This is a genomic window from Achromobacter sp. 2789STDY5608621, assembly GCF_001299375.1.
Taxonomy (GTDB): domain Bacteria; phylum Pseudomonadota; class Gammaproteobacteria; order Burkholderiales; family Burkholderiaceae_B; genus Achromobacter; species Achromobacter insuavis.
In genome coordinates, this window is record NZ_CYTU01000054.1 from 1 (window position 1) to 25,332 (window position 25,332).

27 protein-coding genes are annotated in these 25,332 nt (G+C 69.5%); 8 read left to right on the forward strand and 19 right to left on the reverse strand.

Translation table 11 applies throughout. The features are described from left to right. The 6 genes from AOZ53_RS34495 to cyoA all read right to left on the reverse strand — a co-directional run. On the reverse strand, positions 1–532 hold a 532-nt coding region (locus AOZ53_RS34495; RefSeq protein ID WP_156333562.1), incomplete at its 3' end, for an FAD-dependent oxidoreductase. Positions 533–613: 81 nt separating this feature from the next. Next, positions 614–1,408: an SURF1 family protein gene (locus tag AOZ53_RS28930; protein ID WP_082385809.1), complete on the reverse strand. Its 795-nt coding sequence runs from the start codon at positions 1,406–1,408 to the stop codon at positions 614–616. 4 nt (positions 1,409–1,412) lie between these two features. Next, positions 1,413–1,811, reverse strand: a complete 399-nt coding sequence (cyoD, locus tag AOZ53_RS28935) for a cytochrome o ubiquinol oxidase subunit IV (RefSeq protein ID WP_054428715.1) — start codon at positions 1,809–1,811, stop codon at positions 1,413–1,415. Continuing rightward, the gene (cyoC, locus tag AOZ53_RS28940; RefSeq protein ID WP_054428714.1) at positions 1,808–2,449 is read right to left on the reverse strand and encodes a cytochrome o ubiquinol oxidase subunit III; all 642 of its coding nucleotides are present in this window, start codon (positions 2,447–2,449) and stop codon (positions 1,808–1,810) included. Before cyoC ends, cyoD begins: the two co-directional genes overlap by 4 nt. Next, positions 2,442–4,445, reverse strand: coding sequence for a cytochrome o ubiquinol oxidase subunit I (cyoB, locus tag AOZ53_RS28945; protein WP_054428713.1), 2,004 nt, complete (start codon positions 4,443–4,445; stop codon positions 2,442–2,444). The genes cyoC and cyoB overlap by 8 nt, the downstream gene beginning before the upstream one ends. 74 nt (positions 4,446–4,519) lie before the next feature. After that, on the reverse strand, positions 4,520–5,563 hold the full coding sequence (gene cyoA, locus AOZ53_RS28950; RefSeq protein ID WP_054490430.1) for a ubiquinol oxidase subunit II: 1,044 nt from the start codon (positions 5,561–5,563) through the stop codon (positions 4,520–4,522). Positions 5,564–5,785: 222 nt separating this feature from the next. On the opposite strand from cyoA, the gene AOZ53_RS28955 reads away from it, so the two are divergent. Next, positions 5,786–7,120, forward strand: coding sequence for an MFS transporter (locus AOZ53_RS28955; RefSeq protein WP_054479047.1), 1,335 nt, complete (start codon positions 5,786–5,788; stop codon positions 7,118–7,120). Further along, positions 7,113–7,514: a hypothetical protein gene (locus AOZ53_RS28960; RefSeq protein WP_156333563.1), complete on the forward strand. Its 402-nt coding sequence runs from the start codon at positions 7,113–7,115 to the stop codon at positions 7,512–7,514. The genes AOZ53_RS28955 and AOZ53_RS28960 overlap by 8 nt, the downstream gene beginning before the upstream one ends. 98 nt (positions 7,515–7,612) lie before the next feature. Here AOZ53_RS28960 and AOZ53_RS28965 read toward each other — a convergent pair whose 3' ends face one another. Further along, positions 7,613–8,629, reverse strand: a complete 1,017-nt coding sequence (locus tag AOZ53_RS28965; protein WP_054490406.1) for an amino acid ABC transporter substrate-binding protein — start codon at positions 8,627–8,629, stop codon at positions 7,613–7,615. A gap of 44 nt (positions 8,630–8,673) precedes the next feature. Then, positions 8,674–10,002: an aspartate aminotransferase family protein gene (locus AOZ53_RS28970; RefSeq protein WP_054490408.1), complete on the reverse strand. Its 1,329-nt coding sequence runs from the start codon at positions 10,000–10,002 to the stop codon at positions 8,674–8,676. A gap of 143 nt (positions 10,003–10,145) precedes the next feature. On the opposite strand from AOZ53_RS28970, the gene AOZ53_RS28975 reads away from it, so the two are divergent. Then, positions 10,146–11,045 carry a LysR family transcriptional regulator gene (locus AOZ53_RS28975; protein ID WP_054490409.1) on the forward strand — a complete coding sequence of 300 codons (900 nt, stop codon included), beginning with the start codon at positions 10,146–10,148 and terminating at the stop codon, positions 11,043–11,045. Here the strand turns inward: AOZ53_RS28975 and AOZ53_RS28980 are convergent. Genes AOZ53_RS28980 through AOZ53_RS28990 form a run of 3 tightly spaced genes read right to left on the reverse strand, consistent with a single transcriptional unit; the run spans position 11,033 to position 14,029 of the window. After that, complete coding sequence (locus tag AOZ53_RS28980) at positions 11,033–12,076, reverse strand: histone deacetylase family protein (protein WP_054428707.1); 1,044 nt, start codon at positions 12,074–12,076, stop codon at positions 11,033–11,035. The genes AOZ53_RS28975 and AOZ53_RS28980 overlap by 13 nt on opposite strands. A gap of 31 nt (positions 12,077–12,107) precedes the next feature. Then, on the reverse strand, positions 12,108–12,689 hold the full coding sequence (locus tag AOZ53_RS28985) for a SanA/YdcF family protein (RefSeq protein ID WP_054490411.1): 582 nt from the start codon (positions 12,687–12,689) through the stop codon (positions 12,108–12,110). Further along, entirely contained in the window at positions 12,686–14,029 is a 1,344-nt protein-coding gene (locus tag AOZ53_RS28990; RefSeq protein ID WP_054490413.1) for a hypothetical protein, read from the reverse strand. Before AOZ53_RS28990 ends, AOZ53_RS28985 begins: the two co-directional genes overlap by 4 nt. Positions 14,030–14,177: 148 nt before the next feature. Here AOZ53_RS28990 and AOZ53_RS28995 point away from each other — a divergent pair, with 148 nt between their 5' ends. Beyond that, positions 14,178–14,579: a hypothetical protein gene (locus AOZ53_RS28995; RefSeq protein WP_054490415.1), complete on the forward strand. Its 402-nt coding sequence runs from the start codon at positions 14,178–14,180 to the stop codon at positions 14,577–14,579. A gap of 46 nt (positions 14,580–14,625) precedes the next feature. Here AOZ53_RS28995 and AOZ53_RS29000 read toward each other — a convergent pair whose 3' ends face one another. From AOZ53_RS29000 to AOZ53_RS29010, 3 genes are all read right to left on the reverse strand, one after another. Next, on the reverse strand, positions 14,626–15,228 hold the full coding sequence (locus AOZ53_RS29000) for a hypothetical protein (RefSeq protein ID WP_054428703.1): 603 nt from the start codon (positions 15,226–15,228) through the stop codon (positions 14,626–14,628). A gap of 52 nt (positions 15,229–15,280) precedes the next feature. After that, entirely contained in the window at positions 15,281–15,682 is a 402-nt protein-coding gene (locus AOZ53_RS29005; RefSeq protein ID WP_054428702.1) for a hypothetical protein, read from the reverse strand. An 85-nt stretch (positions 15,683–15,767) separates the two neighbouring features. Further along, a complete protein-coding gene (locus AOZ53_RS29010) occupies positions 15,768–16,661 on the reverse strand; it encodes a LysR family transcriptional regulator (RefSeq protein ID WP_054428701.1) in 894 nt (297 codons plus the stop codon). A 107-nt stretch (positions 16,662–16,768) separates the two neighbouring features. Between AOZ53_RS29010 and AOZ53_RS29015 the strand changes: the two genes are divergently transcribed. Continuing rightward, positions 16,769–17,767 (forward strand): TerC family protein, encoded by a 999-nt coding sequence (locus AOZ53_RS29015; RefSeq protein ID WP_054428700.1) that lies wholly within the window; start codon positions 16,769–16,771, stop codon positions 17,765–17,767. A 46-nt stretch (positions 17,768–17,813) separates the two neighbouring features. On the opposite strand, the gene AOZ53_RS29020 is transcribed toward AOZ53_RS29015, so the two are convergent. Beyond that, on the reverse strand, positions 17,814–18,518 hold the full coding sequence (locus AOZ53_RS29020) for a serine aminopeptidase domain-containing protein (RefSeq protein WP_054428699.1): 705 nt from the start codon (positions 18,516–18,518) through the stop codon (positions 17,814–17,816). A 147-nt stretch (positions 18,519–18,665) separates the two neighbouring features. Between AOZ53_RS29020 and tam the strand changes: the two genes are divergently transcribed. Next, the gene (gene tam, locus AOZ53_RS29025; protein WP_054490417.1) at positions 18,666–19,433 is read left to right on the forward strand and encodes a trans-aconitate 2-methyltransferase; all 768 of its coding nucleotides are present in this window, start codon (positions 18,666–18,668) and stop codon (positions 19,431–19,433) included. A gap of 12 nt (positions 19,434–19,445) precedes the next feature. Here the strand turns inward: tam and AOZ53_RS29030 are convergent, their stop codons facing one another. Further along, positions 19,446–20,249: an AraC family transcriptional regulator gene (locus AOZ53_RS29030; protein ID WP_054490420.1), complete on the reverse strand. Its 804-nt coding sequence runs from the start codon at positions 20,247–20,249 to the stop codon at positions 19,446–19,448. A gap of 95 nt (positions 20,250–20,344) precedes the next feature. Between AOZ53_RS29030 and AOZ53_RS29035 the strand changes: the two genes are divergently transcribed. Then, positions 20,345–21,574 (forward strand): MFS transporter, encoded by a 1,230-nt coding sequence (locus tag AOZ53_RS29035; protein ID WP_054490422.1) that lies wholly within the window; start codon positions 20,345–20,347, stop codon positions 21,572–21,574. Between the two features lie 12 nt (positions 21,575–21,586). Here AOZ53_RS29035 and AOZ53_RS29040 read toward each other — a convergent pair whose 3' ends face one another. Together AOZ53_RS29040 and AOZ53_RS29045 are read right to left on the reverse strand one after the other, a co-directional pair. Next, on the reverse strand, positions 21,587–21,925 hold the full coding sequence (locus tag AOZ53_RS29040) for a protealysin inhibitor emfourin (protein ID WP_054428696.1): 339 nt from the start codon (positions 21,923–21,925) through the stop codon (positions 21,587–21,589). Further along, on the reverse strand, positions 21,922–22,986 hold the full coding sequence (locus tag AOZ53_RS29045; protein WP_054428695.1) for a M4 family metallopeptidase: 1,065 nt from the start codon (positions 22,984–22,986) through the stop codon (positions 21,922–21,924). Before AOZ53_RS29045 ends, AOZ53_RS29040 begins: the two co-directional genes overlap by 4 nt. Before the next feature lie 249 nt (positions 22,987–23,235). On the opposite strand from AOZ53_RS29045, the gene AOZ53_RS29050 reads away from it, so the two are divergent. Next, positions 23,236–23,883: a DMP19 family protein gene (locus AOZ53_RS29050; protein ID WP_054490424.1), complete on the forward strand. Its 648-nt coding sequence runs from the start codon at positions 23,236–23,238 to the stop codon at positions 23,881–23,883. On the opposite strand, the gene AOZ53_RS29055 is transcribed toward AOZ53_RS29050, so the two are convergent. Beyond that, a complete protein-coding gene (locus AOZ53_RS29055; protein ID WP_054479024.1) occupies positions 23,880–25,316 on the reverse strand; it encodes an aminotransferase-like domain-containing protein in 1,437 nt (478 codons plus the stop codon). The genes AOZ53_RS29050 and AOZ53_RS29055 overlap by 4 nt on opposite strands. Between the last annotated feature and the right edge of the window lie 16 nt (positions 25,317–25,332).

The window sequence follows — 25,332 nt, forward strand, 5'->3', positions numbered from 1 at the left end:
CGGGCGCCTGGAAATAGACCCCCTCGAGCATCGGCTCGAACAGGTAGTCCAGGCCGCGCTCGCCCGCCAGTCGGGCGGCCCAGGCGGCGGTGTCGCCGTCGTCCCAGTCGCTCCAGGCGGCATAGTCATCGAGCGGCAGGCGGGCGGTGCCGCGCATGCCGGCCGCCATGCGACAGCCCAGCCGCAGCAGCTCCCGCTTGCCCATCAGGCCGGATGACGCCAGGGTCCAGGGCCGCCGCGCGTGCAGGCGCCGGACGCGGCCATCGGCCACGGTCGCGCTCCAGCCGGAGGTGGGGCGGCAGGAGGCCAGCAGGCCGGTCTCGGCCAGCAGGGCGTGGATGCGGGCGTAGCCGCTGGACAGGAACTGCGCGCCCCGATCGATGCGCCAGCCGTGGCGCAGGTCGGTGCTCATGCGGCCGCCGACCCGGTCCCGGGCTTCCAGGACAGTGACGCGCACGCCGTGTTGCGACAGGCGGTGCGCGGCCGTCAGGCCGGCGATGCCGGCGCCGATGACGATGACGGAAAGAGGCATGGCGGGGATACCGTGGGCGTTTGCGACGCCGGTATCCTACGCCCGCTCTGTGATGGTCGATTCGGGCCTGATCTGATCCGGTCAGCGGCGCGCGCGCAGCCGCCGTTCCTCGCGCGCCACGATGCCGGCGCCGACGATGATCATGACGGCCAGGGCGTACCAGGTGATGGCGTAGACCAGGTGGTTGTTGGGGAAGGTCAGCGTCGTCAGGCCGCCGACCGGCGCCTGCGTCGGATCGCGGCCGGCGCCTGGGGCGGCGTCGGCGTCGATGAAGTAGGGCGCCACCTCGCCCAGCCCGCGCGCCTGGGCGATGGCGGGCAGGTCACGCGAATACCAGAGGTTGGCGGCCGGATCGTTGTTGCGCAGGAAGCCGTTGCCCGGCTCGCCCATGCGCAGCAGGCCGTCGACCTTGACCGGCGCGGCGTCCGCCGCGGGCTGGCCGCCGGCGGCCTGGCGCTTGCGCCATTCGGGCAGCACGAAGCCGCGGTTGACCAGCACCGTGCCGCCGCCATCCGCCAATTGCAGCGGCGTCATGACCCAGTAGCCGCTGCCCAGCTCGGTGGCGGCCTGCACCAGCGTCTGCTTGTCGTACTGGTAGGCGCCGCTGGCCGACACGCGGCGGTATTCGGCGTTGTCGGCGGTCAGCGCCGGCCAGTCGGCGCGAGCGGGGGCGGGCGTGGCGGGCGCGTGCGCCCGCTGGTCCACCTGCGCGATCAGGTTCTGCTTCCAGGCCAGGCGGTGCACCTGCCAGGTACCGAGGGCGCACAGGCCCGCGAACAGCGCGACCGCAACCACGCCCAGGACGGCCAGGGTGGTTGCGCTGCGGGGATTGCGGGGGGTGTCGCCGGAATGCGTAGAGTCTTTTGTTGCCGCCATCACGTCAGGGCATATTCCGCATGTCGTGGATCGACATGGGCATCATGTTGGAGTTCAGGTGATACATGATCCAGATGGATCCGCTGAGCGTGATCACGACCAGCACCAGCGTGAATATTAACGCCAACATGTTCCAGCCGCTTTCGGACTTGGCATCCATGTGCAGGAAATAGATGATGTGCACCACGATCTGGACCGCCGCGAAGGCCAGGATGATCAGCGCCGTGGTGCGCGAGCTTTCGAACACCCGGTCCATCACCAGCCAGAACGGGATCGCGGTCAGGATGGCCGCCAGGATGAAGCCGGTGACGTAGCTTTTCAGGGTGCCATGGGCGGCGCCGTCGTCATCGTCATGGTGGCCGTGACCGTGGCCGTGGCCCGCGTGGTCGGCATGGGCGTTCATGGCAGCACTCCCATCAGGTAGACAAAGGTGAACACGCCGACCCAGATCAGGTCCAGGAAGTGCCAGAACATCGACAGGCACATCAGCCGGCGGCGGTTCTCGGGGATCAGGCCGTGCATGCGCACCTGCACCATCATCGTCACCAGCCAGACGATGCCGAACGTGACGTGCAGCCCGTGCGTGCCCACCAGCGTGAAGAACGACGACAGGAAGGCGCTGCGCTGCGGCCCGGCGCCGATGTGGATCAGGTGCGCGAACTCATACAGTTCCAGCGACAGGAAGCCCAGCCCCAGCAGGCCGGTGACCGCCAGCCAGCCCTGCGTGGCGCCGACCCGGTTGCGCCGCATCTCCAGCATGGCGAAGCCGTAGGTGATGGACGAGAGCAGCAGCAGCGAGGTGTTGACCGCCACCAGCGGCAGGTCGAACAGGTCGGCGCCGGACGGGCCCGCGGCGTAGTTGCGTCCCAGCACGCCGTAGGTGGCGAACAGGCAGGCGAAGATGAGACAGTCGCTCATCAGATACACCCAGAAGCCCAGCAGCGTGCCGTTCTTCGGGTGGTGCTCGCCGGCCACGTGGAACACGGGCTCCGGGGGCGGCGTGGCGCCGCCGGGCAGGGTGGGGGCCAGGGTATCAGACATGTTTCGCCAACAGGTGAGTGCGGGCGTCCTCCGTGCGCACGACCTCGTCGGCCGGCACGTAGTACTCGCGCTTGTAGTTGAAGGTATGGACGATGGACACGATGATCAGCGCGGCGAACGACAGCACCGCCAGCGGCCACATGTGCCAGATCAGCGCGAAGCCCATCACCACGCTGATGGCCGCCAGCACGATGCCGGCCCAGGTGTTCTTGGGCATGTGGATGGGGATGAAGCCGGTCTGCGGGCGCTGGTAGCCGTGCTGCTTCATCTGCCACCAGGCGTCCTGGTCATGCACCCGCGGCGTGAAGGCGAAGTTGTAGTTGGGCGGCGGCGATGAGGTCGACCATTCCAGTGTGCGGCCGTCCCACGGGTCGCCGGTCTCGTCGCGCAGCGAATCGCGGCGGCGGTAGCTGACCACCAGCTGGATCAGGAAGCAGGCGATGCCGATGGCGATCAGGAAGGCGCCGAACGCGGCCACCTGGAACCAGATCTGCAGCGACATGTCCTCGAAGTGGTTGACGCGGCGCGTCACGCCCATCAGGCCCAGCACGTACAGCGGCATGAAGGCGAAGTAGAAGCCCACCAGCCAGAACCAGAACGAGCACTTGCCCCAGAACGGATCGAGCTTGTAGCCGAAGGCCTTGGGGAACCAGTAGGTGATGCCGGCCATCAGGCCGAACAGCACGCCGCCGATGATGACGTTGTGGAAGTGGGCAATCAGGAACAGGCTGTTGTGCAGCGCGAAGTCGGCCGGCGGCACCGCCAGCAGCACGCCGGTCATGCCGCCGATCACGAAGGTGACCATGAAGCCCATGGTCCACAGCATCGGCACCTCGAAGCGGATGCGGCCGCGGTACATGGTGAACAGCCAGTTGAAGATCTTGGCCCCGGTCGGGATCGAGATGATCATGGTGGTGATCCCGAAGAACGAGTTCACGCTGGCCCCGGACCCCATGGTGAAGAAGTGGTGCAGCCAAACCAGGTACGACAGCACCGTGATCACGACCGTGGCGTAGACCATCGACGCGTAGCCGAACAGGCGCTTGCGGCAGAAGGTGGCGACCACTTCCGAGAAGATGCCGAACGCCGGCAGGATCAGGATGTAGACCTCGGGATGGCCCCAGATCCAGATCAGGTTCACGTACATCATGGCGTTGCCGCCGAAGTCGGCCGTGAAGAAGTTGGTGCCGACGTAGCGGTCCATCGACAGCAGCGCCAGCACCGCCGTCAGCACCGGGAACGCCGCCACGATCAGCACGTTGGTGCACAGCGCGGTCCAGGTGAACACCGGCATGCGCATCAGCGACATGCCGGGCGCGCGCATCTTGACGATGGTGACCAGCAGATTCACGCCGGACAGCAATGTGCCGACCCCCGCGATCTGCAAGGCCCATATGTAGTAGTCGACCCCCACGTCCGGACTCTGCGCGATGCCCGATAAAGGCGGATACGCCAGCCACCCGGTGCGGGCGAACTCGCCGACGAACAGCGACATCATCACCAGCACCACGCCGCCGGTGGTCATCCAGAAGCTGAAGTTGTTCAGGAACGGAAAGGCCACGTCGCGCGCGCCGATCTGCAGCGGCACCACGTAGTTCATCAGCCCCGTGACCAGCGGCATGGCCACGAAGAAGATCATGATGACGCCGTGCGCCGTGAAGATCTGGTCGTAGTGGTGCGGCGGCAGGTAGCCGGTGGAATCGCCGAAGGCCACGGCCTGCTGCAGCCGCATCATGATGGCGTCGGCGAAGCCGCGCAGCAGCATCACCAGCCCCAGGATCATGTACATGATGCCGATCTTCTTGTGGTCGATGCTGGTGAACCACTCGTGCCACAGGTAGCCCCACTTGCGGTAGTAGGTGATGGCGCCCAGCACCACGATGCCGCCGATCGCCACCATGGCGAAAGTCGCCAGCAGGATCGGCTCGTGCAAGGGGATGGCGTCCCAGGTCAGGCGACCGAAGATCAGCTTGGTGAGGTCTGGTTGATCAGTCATCTCGGTTTCCAGGGCTCGGTTTCCAGGGGGAATACCTTGATTTCACGCGCTGCGCCGTGGCGGCGGCGACGCCGCTACAGCGCCAGTTCCGCCGCCGAGGTGCACATGGCGCCGACGTACTTGCGCGGCGGCGCATCGGCCAGGCCCAGGCGCTCGCGCGTGGCCGCATCCAGGCTGGCGATGTTGCGCGCGCCGGGGATGCCCATGCCGCCGCCGGCGTCGATCGCCATGGCGTCCTTCATGCACATGCGGTTCGGTTCCACGCAGCGGTTGACGATGGCGTCGAACAGGCCGGGCGCGACGCTGGCGTAGCGCTGCACCGGGTTGCGTTCGCTGGGCTGCTCCAGTTTCAGGTAGGTGTCGCGGCCGAGCGTGGCGCCGGAGGCGCGGGCGTCGGCGACCCACTTGTCGAAGCCCTGCTGGTCCAGGCCGTGGAAGCGGAAGCGCATGCCGGAAAAGCCCGCGCCGCTGTAGTTGGCCGACAGGCCCTCGTATTCGCCGGGATGGTTGATGACCGCGTGCAGCGTGGTCTGCATGCCCGGCATGGCGTAGATCTGGCCGGCCAGCGCCGGGATGAAGAACGAGTTCATCACCGTGGACGAGGTGATCTTGAACTGGATCGGGCGGTCGACCGGCGCGGCCAGTTCATTGACCGCGGCCACGCCCTGCTCGGGATAGAGGAACAGCCACTTCCAGTCGAGCGCCACCACTTCGACCACCAGCGGCTTGGTGCCGGGCGGCACCTCGCGGCCTTCGGACAGGCGCGCCAGCGGGCGGTAGGGATCGAGCTGGTGGGTGCTGACCCAGGTGAGCGCGCCGAGCGCGATGATGATCAGCAGCGGCGCGGCCCAGATCAGCAGCTCCAGCATGGTGGAGTGGTTCCAGTCGGGGTCGTAGTGCGCGTCGCGGTTGCTGGCGCGATAGCGCCACGCGAACAGGAAGGTCAGGAAGATCACCGGCACGATGATGAGCAGCATCAAGCCGGTCGAGATGATGATCAGGTTGCGCTGCTGCACCGCGATGTCGCCTGATGGTGAGAGCAGCACCGCATTGCATCCGGAGAGCAATGGCAGGGCGGCTAACAGCAACAATCCGCGGAACCTTGGGAAAGACGGCATGGCCATACCCCGAAACGTAACCGTGGGAGGTAAACGCAACACTACGCTGGAAGCCGCGAAAAATCTAGGGTAAAAAGAGCAAAAGTATGCACGGGAAGGCGTGCGGGGCAGGGCCGGTCGCCATGGCGCCGCGGCCCGCCAGGCCTTCGAGTGTACATACGAGTGTGTTGCAAAAAGCGTAGACAAGGCGTTTTCCAAAACCTCCTTTCAGCGAGCACTCACATGGCGACCACCACGCAGTATCCCGGTCATGCCTCCCCCTTGCCCAGTCCGGGCGCGACAGGGGGCGCGGCCAGCCACGCCAAGGTGGCGCCGGGCGAAATCGCCGTGGGGGTCGTCATCGGGCGCGCCTCCGAATACTTCGACTTCTTCGTCTTCGGCATCGCCTGCGTGCTGGTGTTTCCACGGGTGTTCTTCCCGTTCGAACCGCAGCTCGAAGGCACGCTGTGGGCCTTTGTCATCTTCTCGTTCGCGTTCATCGCGCGCCCCATCGGCACCGCGGTTTCGATGGCGATCCAGCGGCGCTGGGGACGCGGCACCAAGCTCACGATCGCCCTGTTCCTGCTCGGCACCGCCACGGTGGGCATGGCCTTCCTGCCCGGCTACAACGTCATCGGCTCGCACGCCATCGTGCTGCTGGCGGTGTTCCGCTGCCTGCAGGGGCTGGCCTTTGGCGGCTCCTGGGACGGCCTGCCGTCATTGCTGGCGCTGAACGCGCCGCCCAAGCGCCGCGGCTGGTACGCGATGCTGGGCCAGCTGGGCGCGCCCATCGGCTTCATGATCGCCAGCGCGCTGTTCCTGTTCCTGCACCTGACGCTGACCGAGGCCGACTTCCTCGACTGGGGCTGGCGCTATCCGTTCTTCGTCGCCTTCGCCATCAACGTGGTGGCGCTGTTCGCGCGGCTGCGGCTGGTGCTGACCGAGGAATACACGCAGCTGCTCGAAGAGGGCGAGCTCGAACCCATCGGCACCGGCCAGATGGTGCGCGAGCAGGGCTACAACCTTTTCCTGGGCGCATTCGCGGCGCTGGCCAGCTATGCGCTGTTCCACCTGGTGACGGTGTTCCCGCTGTCGTGGATCGCGGTCAGCGCCACGCAGCAGATCTCCGATGTGCTGATCGTGCAGATCATCGGCGCGGGCGTGGGCATCCTGGGCACCATCGCCTCGGGCTGGATCGCCGACCGCATCGGCCGGCGCACCACGCTGGGCCTGCTGGCCGCGCTGATCGGCGTGTTCGCGCTGTTCACGCCGTGGCTGCTGGGCGGCAGTCCCAAGGCGCAGGACGCCTTCATCCTGATCGGCTTCGCGCTGCTGGGGCTGTCGTACGGCCAGGCGTCCGGCACGGTGACGGCCAACTTCACCAAGCGTTTCCGCTACACCGGCGCGGCGCTCACCACCGACATGGCCTGGCTGATCGGCGCGGCCTTCGCGCCGCTGGTGGCGCTGGGGCTGTCGGCGCGCTTCGGGCTGGTGGCGGTCAGCATCTACCTGCTGTCTGGCACCGCGTGCACGCTGCTGGCGCTACGCATCAACAAGGCGCTGGAAACGCGTGACTGACGGACAGATGACGCCAACACGCGGCCAGGACACGGGGTCTTCATTCAGATGGGTGCGCGCCCTGGCGCTGGGCGCGCTGCTGACCGCGATCGCGATCTACCGGCCGTTGGATCCGCAGGTCATTCCGGCCTGGTATCGCGGCGGCGGCGACCCCGGCTTCATCGTGCTGTGCATGCTGGCCGCGGCGCTGGGACGCGGCGCGGGTTTTCGCGATATCTGGTCGCGCGGCTTCGTGTCCGCGTTCCTGCTCTACAGTCCGGCGATGCTGCAGGGCGGCACGCCGCCGCAGGCGGCGCCCTGGCTGCCGACGCTGCTGGTCGGACTGTTGCTGGCCTGGCCCTTGCTGTGGCTGTGCGAGGCGCTGTGGTGGCGGCGCGGGACGCGCGGCGCCTGATCCCGGGAAAGACCGCCGCGCCCGAGGGCGCGGCAATGCGTGGCGCGGACAGGCTCGTCCGGGCTGTCCGCCCGCACTGTCCGCCCGTACTGCGCGGGTCAGCGCACCGGCCAGCCGTACATCTGGCCGCCGTCGCGCCATTGCGCGTTCAGGCCGCGCGGCAGCTTCATCGCGCTGGCCATCCCCAGGTTGCGCTCAAAGCTCTCGCCGTAGTTGCCGACCTGCTTGACGATGCTGTAGGCCCACTTGTCGTCCACCCCCAGGTTCTTGCCCATGCCTGGCGTCACGCCCAGGATGCGCTGCACGTTGGGGTTGTTGCTTTTCAGCTGGCTGTCGACGTTGGCCGAGGTGACGCCGAATTCCTCTGCTTCGAGCATGGCGTTGAGCGTCCAGCGCACCACGTTGAACCAGTTGTCGTCGCCCTGGCGCACCATCGGGCCGAGCGGGCTCTTGGCGATGTTCTCGTCCAGGATCAGGTAATTGTCCGGCTGCTCCAGCGTGGTGCGCGAGGCCGCCAGCTGCGATTTGTCGGAGGTGAAGGCGTCGCAGCGGCCGGCCGCGAAGGCGCGCACGATCTCGTCGTACTTGTCGATCACCACCGGCTTGAACTTGAGCCCGTTGGCGCGGAACCAGTCGGCCAGGTCGAGCTCGGTGACGGTGCCGGGCTGCACGCAGATGGTGGCGCCGTCCAGTTCCCTGAGCTTCTTGACGCCGAGCTTGGCCGACACCATCACGCCCTGGCTGTCGTAATAGTTCACGCCAGTGCTGATCAGGCCCAGCGTGGTGTCGCGCGCCATCGTCGGCGTGACGTTGCGCGTCAGCACGTCGACCTCGCCCGATTGCAGCGCGGTGAAGCGCGCCTGCGTGGTCAACGGCGTCAGGCGGAATTTGCTGGCGTCGTTGAAGACGGTGGCGGCGATGGCGCGGCACATGTCCACGTCCAGTCCCTGCCAGTTGCCCTTGCTGTCCGGCGAGGAAAAGCCCTGGATGCCGGTGGACACGCCGCACTGCACGTAGCCCCGCTTCTTGACGGTGTCGAGGGTGGGGCCGGCGTGGGCCAGGCTGGTGACGGTGGCCAGCGCCAGGGCGCCGGCCGCGGTTCGGAATATCGGCATTGCGTTCTCCGGCCGGGCCCGGCCCGGCGCCAGGGTGAGACGGTTCAGGCGCTCAGCGCGCGGGGCTTGGCGATCTGGTCCAGGCTTTCGGTCAGGGCCTGGTCCAGGATCGAGACGGCGCGGTCGATCTCGTCATTGCTGACGGTCAGCGGCGGCGCGATGCGCCAGACCGAGCCGCGCTCGGGGCGGCGGCGGATGTTCATCGACAACCCCAGCTCGAAGCAGCGCTGCGTGGTCAGGGCGCCGAGCGCGTGATACGGCTCGCGCGTGGCGCGGTCCTGCACCAGTTCCACGCCCAGCAGCAGGCCCAGGCCGCGCACGTCGCCGATGGCTTCGTGGCGCTGTTGCAGTTCCAGCAGGCCGCGGCGCAGGTAGTCGCCCTGGCGGCGGGCGCGCTCCAGCAGCTGCTCGCGTTGCAGGGTCTCCAGCACCGCCAGGCCGACGGTGGCGGGCAGCGGGTCCGAGACGTGGCTGGTGTAGAAGGTGAAGCCCTTCTCGTGCACGTCCTGTTCGATGGCGGGCGTGGTGATGGTGGCCGCCAGCGGCAGGCCGCCGCCCAGGGTCTTGGAGACGCTGATGATGTCGGGCGTGACGCCGAAGTGTTCCGAGCCGGTGCGGCAGCCGAGACGGCCGAAGGCGGTCTGCGCCTCGTCGAAGATCAGCAGCATGCCGCGCGCGTCGGCGGCGCGGCGCAGGGCCTGCATGTATGACTTGGGCGGCACCAGCACGCCGCCGGCGCTGATCACCGGTTCGACGATGATGGCCGCGGGCCGGCCGGCCGAGGCCATGTCGAACATCTTCAGGCCGATCTCCAGGCAGGCCAGCGCCGACTGTTCGGCGTCCAGGCCGGCGATGTAGGGGCGGTACGAGTTCGGTTCGGGCATGACGAACACGCCGGCCGGCGGCACGCCATAGCCCTTGCGGTCGCTGGCGTACGAGACCGAGCCGGCGCCGCTGGTGACGCCGTGCCACGAGCCGCCCACCGCCAGGATCTCGAAGCCGCTCTTGTGCATCTTGGCCATGCGCAGCGCGATCTCGTTGCTCTCGGAACCGGTGTTGACGAAGATCGACTTGGTCATGCCGGTCGGCATCCAGTCGCGCGCCATCGTCGCGGCCAGTTGCGCCACGGCTTCCGGGATCATGCCGCTGAAGAAGTGGAAGGCGGTTTCCCCGGCGCGGCGCACCGCGTCGACGATGGCCGGGTGGTTGTGGCCGATGGTGGCGCACATCTGGCCCGAGGTGAAGTCGAGGATCTCGCGGCCGGTGTCGTCGCGCACCACCGTGCCCTTGGCCGACTTGAACAGGTTGGGGAAGGTGTCGCTGCCGTAGCGGATGAGGTATTCGCGGGCCGCCGCACGCAGGGTTTGATCCATGTTTACACTCCGGCAAAAGGCAGGTTCCAATGCGGAACCGACGGACGCAGTGTCTGGCGGCGCGGCGCCGGCGTCCAATGCGAAGTACGCATGCGCCGCCATGCATGGCGCGCATGGCCCATGCGAATCGCGCAAGGAGCGGTATGGATACCCGGTGGCTGCAGGACTTCATCACCCTGTCGGAGCTGCGCAATTTCACGCGCGCGGCCGAGGCCCGCAATCTGTCGCAGGCGGCCTTCAGCCGCCGCATCCAGAGCCTGGAGAACTGGGCCGGCGCGCGCCTGATCGACCGTTCGGCCTTCCCGACCCAGCTGACCGAGGCGGGCGAGCGCTTCCGCGTCGCGGCCATCGAACTGGTCAACCAGCTGGTCGAGGCGCGCGCGGGCATCGCCGCCGTGCCGGCGCGCAACCAGCTGCGCCTGGCCACCTCCTATGCCCTGGCGACGACCCACCTGCCGCGCTGGTGGCGCGACTGGAGCGCGGGCCAGCAGCTCAGCTGCAGCCTGCAGACGGGCAACGTGCATGACACGGTGTCGGCCTTCACCTCGGGCGCGGCCGATCTGCTGATCTGTTTCCACCAGGTGGCGCAGCCGCTGCCGCTGGACCTGTCGCGCTACGACTGCCTGACGCTGGGGCGCGAGCTGATACGGCCGTACGCGGCGCGCGCCCTGGTCGAACGCGAGGGGCTGGACCTGCCGGGCACCACGGCGCGGCCGGTGCCGTTGCTGATGTATTCGCCCAGCGTCTATTTCGCGCGCCTGATCGACGCCGCCATTGAGAGCGGGCCGGAGCCCCTGCACGGCGTGCGCCTGTTCGAGGCGGAGATGTCGGACGTGCTGGGCGACATGGCGGCGCAGGGGCTGGGCGTGGCGTGGCTGGCCGACAGCGCGCTGCGGCGGCTGGAGACGGCCGACCTCGTGCCCTTGGCCAACCGCGCCTGGGACATCGAGGTGGCGATCCTGGCATTCAAGGACCGCAGCGACGCGCGCGCCGCGGTCGAGGCCGTGTGGCGGCGGATGGCCGCCGCCGCTCAGCCGGCGTAGCCTTCCAGCACGTTGGCGACGTTGGTGCCGACCTCGGCCACCGCGTAGCCGCCTTCCATGGTGAACACGGTGGGCAGGCCCAGCCGGGCCAGCCGCGCGCCGACCTGCAGATAGTCGGCGCTGCGCAGCTTGAATTTCGAGATCGGATCGCCTTCGTAGGTGTCCACGCCCAGCGCGATCACCAGCGCGTCCGGCTTGAAGCGGCCGATGGCGGCCAGGCCCTGTTCGAGCGCCTCGGTCCAGCCGGCGAAATCGGTGCCGGCCGCCAGCGGCAGGTTCAGGTTGGCGCCCAGGCCGGCGCCCTGGCCGGGTTCGTCGGCATAACCCAGGAAGAAGGGATATTCGGTGGTCGGGTCGCCATGCACCGACACGGTCAGCACGTCGCCGCGCTCGTAGAAGATGCTCTGGGTGCCGTTGCCGTGGTGGTAGTCGATATCCAGCACCGCGACGCGTTCGGCGCCGGCCTCGCGCAGCGCCTGCGCCGCCAGGGCCGCGTTGTTCAGGAAGCAGTAGCCGCCGAAGAAGTCGGCGCCGGCGTGATGGCCGGGCGGGCGCGTCAGCGCCATGGCGGCGCGCGGACCGTGGCCGCTGGAGACCGCGCGCGCGGCGTCGATGGCGCAGGCCGCGCCGGCGGCCGCCGCCTCCCAGGTGCCCGCCGTCAGCGGGCTGCCGCTGTCGAACGAGAACAGGCCGACGCGCGCGGCGAAGTTGCTGGGCGAGATGTCGTGGCGGAAGCCGCGCACCGGCCATACCGACGGCAGGATGTCGAGCTCGGCATTGGCCGGATCCAGCGCGATCCAGTCGGCCCACGCGCCTTGCAGGAAGTCGACGTAGCGCGGGCTGTGCACGCGCCGGATCAGGTCCAGGTCGGGCGCGGCCGGCGCCTGCAGCGTGCCGATGCCGCGCTGGCGCAGGGCGTCCAGCACGTATTCGAGCCGGGCCGGGGTCTCGTGACAGGGCACCAGCCTGCCGCGGAACATTTCCTGGCGGCCATCGTGTTTGCCGTGGACGGGGTTGTGGAAGATATGCACGGTAGCGTCTGTGGAAAGAGAGGAAGGGAAACTATAGCGGCCGCAGCGCGTACCAGGCGATGGCCGGCAGCTCGCGCAGGATCGAATACAGGTCGCGCGCCTCGGCATAGCGCGGCGAGGCGCCGCCGACCTGTTGCACGCCGTGGCGCCTGAGCGCCAGCATGGTGCGCGGCACGTGGAAGTACTGCGTGATGGCGGTGGCGCTGGCGTAGCCGTGCTCGCGCATGTAGGCGCTGGCGTGGCGGGCGGTGGCCCAGGAGTCGTTGCCGAGACTGTCCGCGACCACCCGGTCGGCCGGCACGCCGCGCGCGATCAGGTAGTCGCGCATCACCGCCGCTTCGTCGTGGCCGGCCGGATCGACGCCGCCGCTGACGAACAGCACGCGGCAGCGCGCGGCGGCATAGCAGTCGTAGGCGCGGTCGAGCCGGGCGGCCAGGCGCGGCGAGGGCTTGCCGTCGGGCGCGACCGTGTTGCCCAGCACCACGGCGACGTCGGCGGGCGGGGCGTCGGCCAGCAGGCCCGCCGCGACCAGGGCGGCGGCGGCCAGCGCCACGGCGGCGACCAGGCCGGCGACGGCGACAAGGGCGCGGCGGCGCCAGCGGGCCGCGCTCATTGGCGCTTGGGGAAGGGCAGGTCGACCTCGATGACGTTCGAGTAGACCGGGCGGGGCGCGGCGGCCGGATCCGTCAGCGCCACGACCAGCCGGTAGCGGCCGGGAGCCAGGTCGGGGAAGAAGGGCACGTACTGGCCGTTGCCGGCGCTCACCTGGTATTCGTGCCCGCCGTTGCCGTCCGGGCGCCACAGCACCGGATCATCGGCCCAGTCGGCCACGTGGCGCGGGCCCGCGGGCGTCGCGGGCCGGTCGGCGTTGTCGGCATAGCCGGAGGAGGCCTGCGCGGCGGCGGCCGCGGCGGCGGGCGCGGCCAGCGTCACCGGCGGGCGCTGGTACAGCGGCTGCAGCGTGCGTCGATCCTGCGCGTCGATGAACAGCAGCCAGACGCGGGGCGATTGCAGGCGCACCGGGTCCGGGCCGAGGTTGGTCACGTGCAGCGTGAAGCGGCCGCCGGCCTCGTACAGCGTGGTGCCCAGGTGGCCATAGACCGACAGCATCAGGCCGCTCGTGGGCGTGCGCGCCGCCGGGGCATAGCGATGCTTGTCGATCTTCAGGTCGGCGTAGCGCACCCACGCCGGCGGCGCATCGGCGGCCGCGCCGGCCAGACGCACCTGCAGCCACTGCGGACGCAGCGCGATCACGTCGAGAGGGTCGCCGGCCTTGGCGGTCCGCGTCGACAGCGCCTTCACGTCGGGCGCGTCGTACAGGTCGAGCCGGTCGAAGGGCACGGCGCTGTCGCCCTCCAGCGGCGAGCCTTCGCCGTCGATCTGGATGTGCGCCACCGTGCCGTCTTCATGGAAGCCGTAGGTCAGCTCGAAGGCGCGGTCCTCCAGGTCGAACAGCGCCTGGGTGGTCCACTGCAGCGGGCGCGCGGTGCCATCGGGGCGCAGCGCGTAGTCTTCGGTGCCGTTGCTGTCGGCGCCGTAGCGGCAGCCCACCGAGAAGGCCGCCTTGGCGGCATCGAACACGGGGTTGACGAACTGGTGGCACGGGCTGGCCTGCGGCGCGGGGTGCGCGATCTCGCGGAACCTGCCTTCCTTGGGCCGGTACAGGAACAGCCGGGCCTGGACCTGGCCGCCGCCGCCGCTCTGGCCGATGACCAGGTCGCGGTAGCCGTCGTGGTCGATGTCGGGCGTCTCGAAGACGTCCACCGCCTCGTCGTCGAGGCGGGCGATTTCCTGTGGCGCGCCCTTGCCGACGCGGACGCTGACGCGCTGCGGCGCGGCGCCGTCGACGGTCACCACCGCCCGCAGGCCCGGCTTGATGTCGTAGGCATGGTCGCGCGCGAATGCGTCGGCGCTGACACCGGCGCCGGCCAGCATGGCCGCAAGCAGGAACATTTTCAAGGCAGCGCCTCCCGGATTTCTTCTCGGCGCATTATGCCCGAGCGGCCGCGCCGCGCGCCGTCCTGGCGCGGTCGCGCGGCGAGGCTCGCGGCGGCCGGAGGTTCCTGGGTAGAATCATCGGATAGCTTGCGATGCGCGCGCCATGAACCTCCCGTTCCCCATCCGTCAAGAATGCCCGCCGGGCGCCTGTATGTGCGACCGCGACCGGCTGCTGGCCGATCCAGCGGCCGACGCGCGCATCCTGCGGCTCACCAAGGAAGAGGAAAAGCGCCTGGTGGCGCGGCTGGAGAACATCGCCAGCCTGGAAGACCTGCGCGCCATGCAGGGCCGCATGCAGGCGCAGCTGGGCATCGTGGTGCGCATCGTTCCCAGCGACAACGAGGTGCGCACCACGCGCGGCATCGCCATCCAGCTCGATGACCAGCCCGGCCTGTGCCGCAAGACGCGTTCGTCGATTCCGGCCGCCATCCGCCGCGGCTTCGACAACAGACCCGAGATCGTCTACGCGCTGCTGAACGAGCGCGACCTGCTGAACGGCACCTAGCGCCGTCATGCCATGGGCGCCCTCGTGGGCGGCGCCCGCTGCGTCCCTATCTGCCGCGCGGCGCGGGGCAGGGCGCCAGCGGCACCACGTCGGCGGGCGCGCGGCCCGCTTCCGGCCGGGTATCCATCTTCTTGCCGCTGCGCGCCGGATAGGCCAGCAACACGGCGCTGCCGGATTCCAGCCTGGGGCTGTTGGGGCCGCCATAGGCCACGGTCCAGCCGCGCACCGCCAGCGGCGCCAGCGTGTATTGCAGGGCCGAGCCGGGCGAGACATGGGCGACCTTGCCGGCGAACAATTCCTGCTGCCGGGTTTCGACGCCGTTGACGGATTGGTAGGTGGCGATGCTGACCAGCGCGGCCGATTCGCCGTGGCGCGCCAGGATCGCGGTCTCGTAGCGGCCGGGGGGAATGGCCGTGAGGCTGACGCTGATGTTGCCCTGCGCCTGGCCGCCGCCGTCCAGCCGCACGCCGGTGACGTCGGCGCGCGCCAGCGGGGCCGAACCGGTGTTGCGCACCCGCACGCTGTACTGCCCCGACGTGCCGGTCAGCGTGCACACCTCGATGCCATAAGGCGGTGTGTTCGCTTGCGCGGACGCCGCCGCCAGGACGGCGGCGGGCAGGATGGCGACGCGGAAAAGTCGGGACGGCACGGTACGCTCCTGTAAGGAGGCAGCGCGCCGGGACGCCGCGTTGCCTGCCTTATTACACCACTTGGCGGCCGGGGCCGTCGCCCTGCGGGCGCCTGCCGGCCAGCCAGTGCAGGATCAGCGCCAGCACCAGCAGGGCGGCCATGATGAAGCCCCAGAACAGCCAGCCCAGCACGGCGATCCAGGTGCCCAGGCTGCCGGCGGCGGGCAGGATCTGGTTCAGGCCCTGCACCAGCCAGACCAGGCCGGCTTGCAGCGACTGGATCAGGCCGGCGTCGACCCAGGGGGCGGCCCAGGCGGGCGCGGCCCATTGGGCGGAGCCGATGGCCGTGGCGCCGGGCACCTGCGCCGAGGCGATGGTGGCCAGCACCCAGTCGGTCAGTTGCAGCGTCAGCGCCACCAATCCGGTCCATAGCGCGGCCAGCACGGCGAAACCGAGCCAGATGATTTTTTTCATTGCGGGGTACTCCGGTGATTCAGGAAAGAAACGCCACGATAGAGCGGAAAGCCATTCTGAAAAACCAGCGTCTTTGTGACAATCATTAAGAAAAAACCGAAGTCTTGGCATGCGCCAGTATCTGCTGCACCAGCGGATGGTGCTGCCCGCGGCGGTTGCGGATGCCGTAGATCTCCTCGTGCACGCTGTCGCAGCGCGCCAGCGGGCGCAGGCCGCGCAGCAGGCCGACGTCGTCGCCGCCCAGGCGGCTGAGCGGGAACACGCCCAGGCCGCGCGCGGCGAACACCGACATCAACGCGCTGTCCTCGAACTCGCCGACCACGTTGGGCCGCAGGCCCTGTTCATTGAACCACCGGTCCAGCGTCTGGCGCAGCACCGAGTGGCCGGTGGGCAGCAGCACCGGCAGGCGCTCCAGGCAGTGGGGGAAGTCCTGGCTGTCGGCCTTGCGCACCAGCCGCGCCGGGCCGTACCAGTCCACCGGCGAGGACACCAGCCGGTCGCTGGTCAGGCGCAGGTTGGGGTTGGCCGGCGCGCCCTGGCCGGCCAGCACCAGGTCCAGGTGGTGGCGCGCCAGTTCGCCCAGCAATTCCTCGACCTCGCCCTCGTGACAGGTCAGGCGCAGGTCCGGGGTGTCCAGCACCGGCCCCAGCAGCGCGTGGGCGGCCAGCTTGGAGATGCCGTCCGACAGGCCCACCGACAGCCGCATCACCGGCTTGGTGGCGGCGGCGCGGACCTCCTGCGGCAATTCCTGGCCGATCTGGAAGATTTCCTCGGCGCGGGCGAAGGCGGCCTGGCCGGCGTCGGTCAGGGCCACGCCGCGGCCGGCCGGGCGCAGCAGCTGGTGGCCCAGGTTCTTTTCCAGTTCGCGCACCTGGGCGCTGATGGTCTGGATGGCCATGTCGAGCCGCTCGGCGGCGCGCGAGAAGCCGCCTTCCTTGGCGACCATCCAGAAGTAGTACAGGTGGCGGTAATTGAGCATGGTGAGATTCACTTCGGTTTTTTCGAACCATAACTCACTTTCAGGCTGATTTCTCCATCGACCCGGGATCCGGATCATGAGGGCCTTCACACATCAGCGGGAACATCATGGAAGCCTTGCTCTCATTTCTACAAGCCGACTTCGCCGGCACGCCGGCCTGGAGCTGGCTGCTGTTCATCGGCATCGTCATCTCCCTGCTGGTCTTCGACCTGGGCGTGCTGCACAAGGAAGACCGCGAGATCGGCGTGCGCGAAAGCCTGCTGCTGTCGGCCGGTTACATCTCGGCCGCGTTGCTGTTCGGCGGCTGGGTCTGGTGGCAGATGGGCCCGTCCAGCGGCATGGCCTATTACACGGGCTTCCTGATCGAGAAATCGCTGTCGCTGGACAACGTCTTCGTGATCGCGCTGATCTTCAGCTTCTTCGCCATCCCGCGCCAGTTCCAGCACCGCGTACTGTTCTGGGGCATCCTGGGGGTGATCGTGCTGCGCGCCATCATGATCGGCCTGGGCGCCGCGCTGGTCAGCAACTTCGGCTGGTTGATGTATCTGTTCGGCGCTTTCCTCGTGTTCACTGGCATCAAGATGTGGATGATCGCCGACCAGGAGCCGGACATCGCCACCAACCCGATCCTGAAGTTCCTGAAGCGCCGCATGCGCGTCACGGAAGGCCTGCGCGGCAACGCCTTCTGGGTGCGCGAGCCGGATGCGGCCACGGGCAAGACGGTGCGCTGGGCCACGCCGCTGTTCCTGGCCCTGGTGCTGATCGAGTTCGTGGACCTGTTGTTCGCGGTGGACTCGGTGCCGGCGATCTTCGCCATCACCACCGACCCGTTCATCGTGTACACCAGCAACATCTTCGCGATCCTGGGCCTGCGCGCGCTGTACTTCGCGCTGGCGGCGATGATCCACCGCTTCCACTACCTGAAGTACGCGCTGTCGCTGGTGCTGGTGTTCATCGGCACGAAGATCTTCCTGGTCGGCTTCATCGGCAAGATTCCCGCCGTGGTGTCGCTGTCGGTGACCTTCGGCCTGATCGGCGGCGGGGTGCTGTTCTCGCTGTGGAAGACCCGCTCGGGGGCGTCGCAACCCGAGCTGAAGACGGAGTAAGCGCGTACGGCGCGTGTAAGGGGCCCGCCCATGGCGGGCCCTTTTTTCATCGCGGGGCCGCCTCGAGCGTGCGCAGGAAATCGGCGATGGCCGCGGCGGCGGCCTCGGGCGCGGCCTGCAACAGGCAGTGCGGCGCGTCGATCTCGACCCGGCGGGTCTGCGGCGCCAATTGCTCGACCAGCGCGGCGGCGGCGGGCGGCACCACGCGATCGTGGCGCGCCTGCAGATACAGCAGCGGCAGGCGCACGCCGGCAAACGCCGCGCGCTGGTCGGCGGCCATCACGGCCTGGAGGCGGGCCCGCATGACGGCGGGCGCCACCTGCGCGACGGCCCGGTCCAGCGCGGCGCGCAGCGCCGGCGTGCCGTGGGCGCCCAGCAACAGGTGATGCAGGACCGCGCGCGGCAGCAGCGTGACCGGCAGCCAGCTGGCCAGCGGCCGCGCCAGGCCAAGCCGCGGATGCGGCGCGCGCACGAACGAGGCGCACAGGATCAGGCCGCGCAGGTTCGGCGGCGGCGCGGCGGCGATGGCGGCGCCCAGGGGGCCAGAGAAGGATTCGGCCAGCAGCACGAAGGGCGCCTGCGCGGGCAGGGCCTGTCGCACGCGCTGTTCCAGCGCGGGGTAACCGAGCGGCTCGCGGACGGGATAGCGCAGCACCACGGGCGGCGGCGCGCAGGGCAGCGCGGACAGCAGCGGATCAAACAGCTCGCCGGTGCCGTCCATGCCGGGCAACAGGACCAGTTGCAGGGGCATTCATCAGGTTCCGATTGGGGATAGCCGCATTCTGACAGGGTGCCGGCATATTCAGTGGATATGGATAGGTAGCCCTATATATATTTGTCATATGGAATGGCGCGGCGTAGAGTGCGGAACGTACCCAGACCCACGCAAGGAGCCGTCATGACCTGGTCCGCCAAACAGTATTCCGCCTTTGAAAACGAACGCACCCGTCCGGTGCGCGATCTGGTCGCGGCATTGCCCAACGAGAACGTCGCGAGCGCCGTCGACCTGGGCTGCGGCCCCGGCAACTCCACCGAAGTGCTGGCCGCCCGCTATCCGCAGGCCGACGTGACCGGCATGGACAGTTCCGACGACATGGTGGTGGCGGCGCGCAAGCGCCTGCCGTCGATCGCGTTCGAACTGGCCGATATCGAGACCTGGAATCCGCCGCGCCAGTACGACGTGATCCTGGCCAACGCCGCGCTGCAGTGGGTGCCCGACCACGCGACCCTGTATCCGCGCCTGGTGGGCAAGCTGGCGCCGGGCGGCAGCCTGGCGGTGCAGACGCCGGACAACCTGGAAGAGCCGGCCCACAAGCTGGCGCGCCAGGTCGCCGCCGACGGCCCCTGGGCCGCCAAGATCGGCGACGTCAAGCATCCGCCGCGCCACAGCGCCGCCTGGTACTACGAACTGCTCAAGCCGCATTGCGACCGCCTGGACGTGTGGCGCACCACCTATCTGCACCCGCTGGCAGGCGCGCAGGCGGTGGTGGAATGGTTCAAGGGCACGGCCCTGCGGCCCTACCTGAACAAGCTGGACGCCGCCGAGCAGGCCGCGTTCCTGGCGCGCTACCAGGAAGAGATCGCGCGCGCCTATCCCGCGCTGGCGGACGGCACGGTGCTGCTGCCGTTCCCGCGCCTGTTCCTGGTGGCGGGGCCGAAGCGCTGACGCTCGCGCGCCTCAGGCGCCGTCGCGGCCGTCGGCCTTGCCGGCGAAATAGCGCGCCGGCGTCTGCCCCAGCGTCTTGCGGAACATGGTGATGAAGGCGCTGACCGATTCGTAGCCCAGGTCTTCGGCGGTGCGCTGCACCGACACGCCCGACGACAACCGCTGCAGCGCCATGACGATGTGCATCTGCTGGCGCCAGCGGCCGAAGCTCATGCCGACCTCCTGATGCACCAGGCGCGCCAGCGTGCGCTCGCTCATGGCCAGGCGCCGGCCCCATTCGGCCACCGTGCTGCGATCGGCCGGATCGGCGTGCAGGGCCGTGGCGATCTCGCGCAGGCGCGGGTGTTCCGACAGCGGCAGGTGCAACTGCTCGGTCGGCATCTGCGCCAACTGTTCGACCAGCACCGCGGCCAGCCGGCGGTTGGCCGGCTCGGCGGTGGCGGCCGGCGAAAGGTCGGCCAGGTGAATCATCAGCTCGCGCACCAACGGCGTGATCGCCAGGGTGCAGCACTGGCGCGGCAGGCCCGGGGTATCCGCCGGCACGAACAGGAAGCAGACCCGGCCGTTGTCGGTGACCCGGTTGCTGTGCGGCGTGCCGCCCGGAATCCAGACGCCGTAGCGCGGCGGCACCATCCACAGGCCCTGCGGCACCGTGCTGGTCACGGCGCCCTGCAGCGACAGCACCAGCTGGCCCATGCGGTGCCGGTGGGTGGGGGACTCGTGGCTGTTCCGGGCCGCGTCCACACGCATGGCGTAGGTCCATTGCGTGGGCATGTCGGGATCGAAATAGGGGCTGTGGGCTTCCGGCGGATACATGGGGTGGCCGTGGGGTGTCCCGGGTTGGCAGGATTTAGGGATATCTTGTCATTATCTCGAAATTCAGCAGCGATGGCATTGCCTAAGCTGTCGTCATGAATCCTTCCCAGCCTTCCCCCGCTTCCCGACGCCCCGTCCTCCTGATCGTGGGCATCCTCTTCATCGCCATGGCGCTGCGCGCGCCGGTCACCGGCGTGCCGCCGCTGGTCGGGCTGATCCGCGACCAGCTTGGCCTGTCGAACACCGCCGCCGGCATGCTGATCACGCTGCCGCTGCTGGCGTTCGCCGTGGTGTCGCTGGTGTCCGCCGGCATGGCGCGCCGCCATGGCCTGGAACGCACCCTGTTCTTCGCGCTGCTGCTGATCGGCGGCGGCATCGTGCTGCGCAGCCAGGGGCAGGCCTGGGCGCTGTATGCCGGCACCGCCGTCATCGGCTCGGGCATCGCCATCGGCAACGTGCTGCTGCCCAGCCTGCTCAAGCGCGATTTCCCGCAACGCCTGGCCGGCCTGACCTCGGCCTATGTGCTGACCATGAGCATCGCGGCCGGCGCCGCCTCGGCGCTGGCGGTGCCGCTGGCCAGCCTGGCCGGCGGCGACTGGCGCATCTCGACGCTGTGCATGCTGGTGATTCCGCTGGTCGGCGCGTTGCTGTGGCTGCCGCAACTGGCCAACCACACGCCGCCGGCGTCGTCGACCGCGCACGCGCCGCATGGCGGCCGCCTGTGGCATTCGCCGCTGGCCTGGCAGGTCACGTTGTACCTGGGCATCAATTCGTTCGTGTTCTACGTGGGGGTGAGCTGGCTGCCGGCGATCCTGCGCGACGCCGGCTACTCGGCCGAGCGCGCCGGCTCGCTGCATGGCCTGCTGCAACTGATGTCGGCCGGGCCGGCGCTGTTCCTGGCGCCGGTGGTGCGCCGCATGAAGGACCAGCGCGCCGCGGCGTTCTGCTCGGCGGCGGCCTCGCTGGTGGCGTTCAGCGGGCTGATCGTGGCGCCGGGCTGGGCCACGCTGTGGATCGTGCTGCTGGGCCTGGGCACCGGCGGCGGCATCATCCTGGGCCTGATGTTCGTGGGCCTGCGCGCCAGCCATGCGCAGCAGGCGGCCGCGTTGTCGGGCATGGCGCAATGCATCGGCTATCTGTTCGCGGCCAGCGGGCCGACGCTGGTCGGCGCCCTGCATGACCGCCTGGGCGGCTGGTCGGTGGCGCTGGGCCTGTGCGCCGGGCTATGCGTGGCGATGGCGGGCTGCGGCCTGCTGGCGGGCCGCAATATCCAGGTCGGTCAGTTCCGCGCGCACGCGGCCGAACCGCAACGCAAGGCGGGCTGAGGCGGCCCGTCCTCAGGGCGGCCCGGCCTGGCTGCGCCACAGGCGCACCAGCGTGTCGGGGGCCTGCGCCTCGGGCACGTCGAACGCGAGGCTGGCGCTGTCGCCGCTGGCCGGATCGCGGAACACCACTTCCACATGAAAGTAGCGCTGGTCGCCGCCCTGCGCGGCGCAGTCCGGGTTCGCCAGCGGCGCGGTGCGGCGCAGGGCGTCGCCGACTTCCTGGCGCAGGTCCGGCGGGCAATCGGTCAGGTCGATGCTGCGGGTGCGCGCCAGGCCGGGCAGGTACGCCAGCCCGCCTTCGCGCGTCAGGCTGACGCGCAGCGTGAGTTCGAGCGGCGGCAGCGCGATCATGGCTGTATGCCCACCGCCGCCCAGGCGCCGGCCACGGCCTTGTGCGCGGCATCGCCGCGTACGCTGCGCGCCACGTCGAGCGTCAGGCGCGCGAAGGCGGCGAAGTCGGCGTCGTGGCGCAGCCGCTTGTCGCGCAGCGTGTCGTACCAGATGCGGCCGGCGACTTCCCAGGCCGGGCCGTCGAGCGCGGTGGCGGCCAGATAGAAGGCGCGGTTGGGAATGCCCGAGTTGATGTGCACGCCGCCGTTGTCCTGCGGCGTGTCGACATAGGCGCTCATGTGCGCCGGCTGCGGATCCTTGCCCAGCACCGGATCGTCATAGGCGCTGCCGGGCTCGGCCATCGAGCGCAGCGCGCGCGCCTTGACCTTGGGCAGGAACAGGCCCTGGCCCACCAGCCAGTCGGCCTCGCGCGCGCTCTGGCCCAGCGCGTATTGCTTGACCAGCGCGCCGAACACGTCGCACAGCGATTCGTTCAGCGCGCCCGACTGGCCCTGGTAGGCCAGCGCCGCCTCGCTGTCGATGACGCCGTGGGTCAGTTCATGGCCGATGATGTCGACCGCCACGGTGAAGCGGTTGAAGATCTCGCCATCGCCATCGCCGAACACCATCTGCGAGCCGTTCCAGAAGGCGTTGTCGTAGTCTTCGCCGTAATGCACGGTGCCCACCAGGGGCAGGCCGGCGCCGTCGATCGAGTCGCGCTGGTAGACGTCGTGGAACAGCTTGTAGGTCGCGCCCAGGTGCGCATAGGCCTCATCGACCGCGGCGTCGCCGCTGGCCTTGGCGCCTTCGGCGCGCACCAGCTTGCCGGGCAGCGTGGTGGTGTTGCCGGCGTCATGCAACGCGCGTTGCGGCGTGCCGGGCTCGCCCTGCCGGCGCGGCGCCGCCACTTGCGAGCGCGGCGGCTGCGCCGCCATTTCACGCAGGCCGCGCTGCTGCTGGTCGATGATGAGGGTCTTGACCGCCGGCATGCTGACCCGCGCGTCGGCGTGCTGCGCCAGGCGGTCCAGGACGTAGGGCGGAATCACGCCGATCAGGGGCGTGGACGCGGAAGGGCGTGGCATTGTCGGTCTCCATTCGAGGACATTGCGGACGCGGCGCGCGGGCCGTACCCGAAGGCAGGCTTTACGGTAGCAGATGGGTCGCGCGCGGGGGCGTAACAGGATGCGGCGTGATGCTAGAGCCTGTTCACGCTACAAGGAGCCTCGGGCAGGCCCTGGAACGATAAGCACGCGGCGCCGCCTCGACGCCCGCGATCCGATCCGTTATCTTCAGCGCGTTGCGCCACCGCCGCTTTCATTTCGAGACACCGCATGTCCGCCGCCGATTACCGCATCCGCCATCTCGCGCTGACCGATACCCATATCCTGCTGACGCTGGCCGACGGCCGCGAGCTGCGCGAGCCGATCCGGCGGCACATCCGGCTGGAGAAAGGCAGCCCGGCCGAGCGCGCGCAATGGCAGCTGGTGGACGACGACCATGGCGTGGTCTGGCCCGGCCTGCTCGCGCCGTCGCCCGAAGGCATGCTGAACGTGCGCGACCTGCTGTGGGACGCGCACTACGAGAAGGCGCTGGCCGCGTTGCAGGCCGCCGGCTGGCAACTGGACAGCCTGCCGCAGCGCGAGCAGGAACTGGTCGCGTTGTGGCGCATGGAAGCCGACATCAACAACGGCGGCTTCATGCAGTTTCTGTGCAACTGGGGCGACCCGACCTGCCAGTTGGCGCTGCTCGCGCTCAGGAAGATCGGCGCCGAGCGCACGCTGGCCATCGTGGCGGCCATGCGCGGCCTGATCGATCGCTTCGAGGCCGCGCCCGAGGTCATCGAACTCAACGACATCTATGGCGCGATGACCGAGGCCGAGCAGGCGCGCCTGCAGGAGCTGGACGAGGCCTACTTCGAATACCCGGACAACCTGGCCCGCCTGGGGCTTGCCTGCTACGACGCCGGCGAAAGGCCCTAGCCGGCCGGCCTGGCGCGCATCGCCTGTCCCAGCGCGCGCAGGCCGGCGGCCAGCGGCGGCGTCCATGGGCGGGCGATGTTGAGCCGCAGGCAGTTGCCGTACTTCCCCGACGCCGAGAACAGGGCGCCTGGCGTGTAGGAAATGCCCTGCCGCACCGCCGTGCGCAGCAGCGACAGCGTGTCGATGGGCTCTGGCAGTTCCAGCCACAGCCACCAGCCGCCCTCGGGGCCGCTCACCCGGGTGCCGGCGGGGAAATGCTGGCGCACGCTGTCGCGCGCGGGCGGCACCACGGCGGCCAGCCGGGTGCGCAGCTTGCGCAGGTGGGCGGGCAGCTTGCCGCTCTTCATGTAGTCCGCCAGCACCTGCTGCTCCAGCAGCGGCGCGGCCAGGGAGTTGCTGACCTTCAGCGATTCCAGCTGCCGGTGGCGCTTGCCGCCCAGCACCCAGCCCAGCCGGAAGGCGGGCGCCATGCTCTTGCCGCATGAGCCGCAGTAGATCACCCGGCCGTCGCGGTCCCAGGCCTTGATGGCTGGCGGGCGCTCGGTCTTGTGGCCCAGGTCGCCGAAGGCGTCGTCCTCGATCACGGTCAGGTCGTGGCGTTGCGCGATCTTCAGCAGGCGCTGCTTGGCGGCGTCGGGCATGCAGTCGCCCAGCGGGTTCTGGAACGTCGGCATGACGACCACGGCGCGCACGTCGGGCTGGTGCTCCAGCGCGTATTCCAGCGCCTCCAGGCTCAGCCCCTGGCCGGGCACGCAAGGGACCTCCAGCGCGCGCATGCCGAGGTGCTCGATGGCCTGCAGCAAGCCGAAGTACACCGGCGATTCCACGATGATGGTGTCGCCCGGCCGCGCCGCCGACCGCAGGGCGATCTGCATGGCCTCGGTGGCGCCATTGGTGATCAGCAGATCGTCGGGGCCGGCGTCGATGCCGCACGTGGCCAGGTGCGCCAGCAGTTCGGTCTTGAAGGCCGGCAGGCCGGTGCCCGACGGATAGGCGCCCAGCGCCAGCGGCTGCTGGCGCAACTGGCGCTGGGCGATGCGGGCCAGGGCGTCGCATGGATACCATTCCGGCGCCGCGCTGGCCAGGTGCAACGCCAGCGGCAGCGGCTGCGCGGTCAGGGCGTAGAGCTGCGTCATGCGGTGCTGCAGAGAGGCCAGGCGGTCGTATTCCACGCCGGCCGGCGGCGCGGCGGGGGCGGCGGGCCGGGTCGGACGCAGCGCCTTCCAGTCGGCCACATAGGTGCCGGACTTGTAGCGCGCCTCGGCATAGCCGTCGCGCTCCAGCTGCCGGTAGCAGCGCACGGCGGTGGCGACGCTGACCGCGTGCTCGGCCGCCAGTTCGCGCACCGAGGGCAGGCGCTCGCCCACTGTGTATTCCGAGGCATGGATGGCGGTTTTCAGGCGGGCCGCGAGCCGGGCATAACTGTGCTGCATGACAGATGCGGAAAAT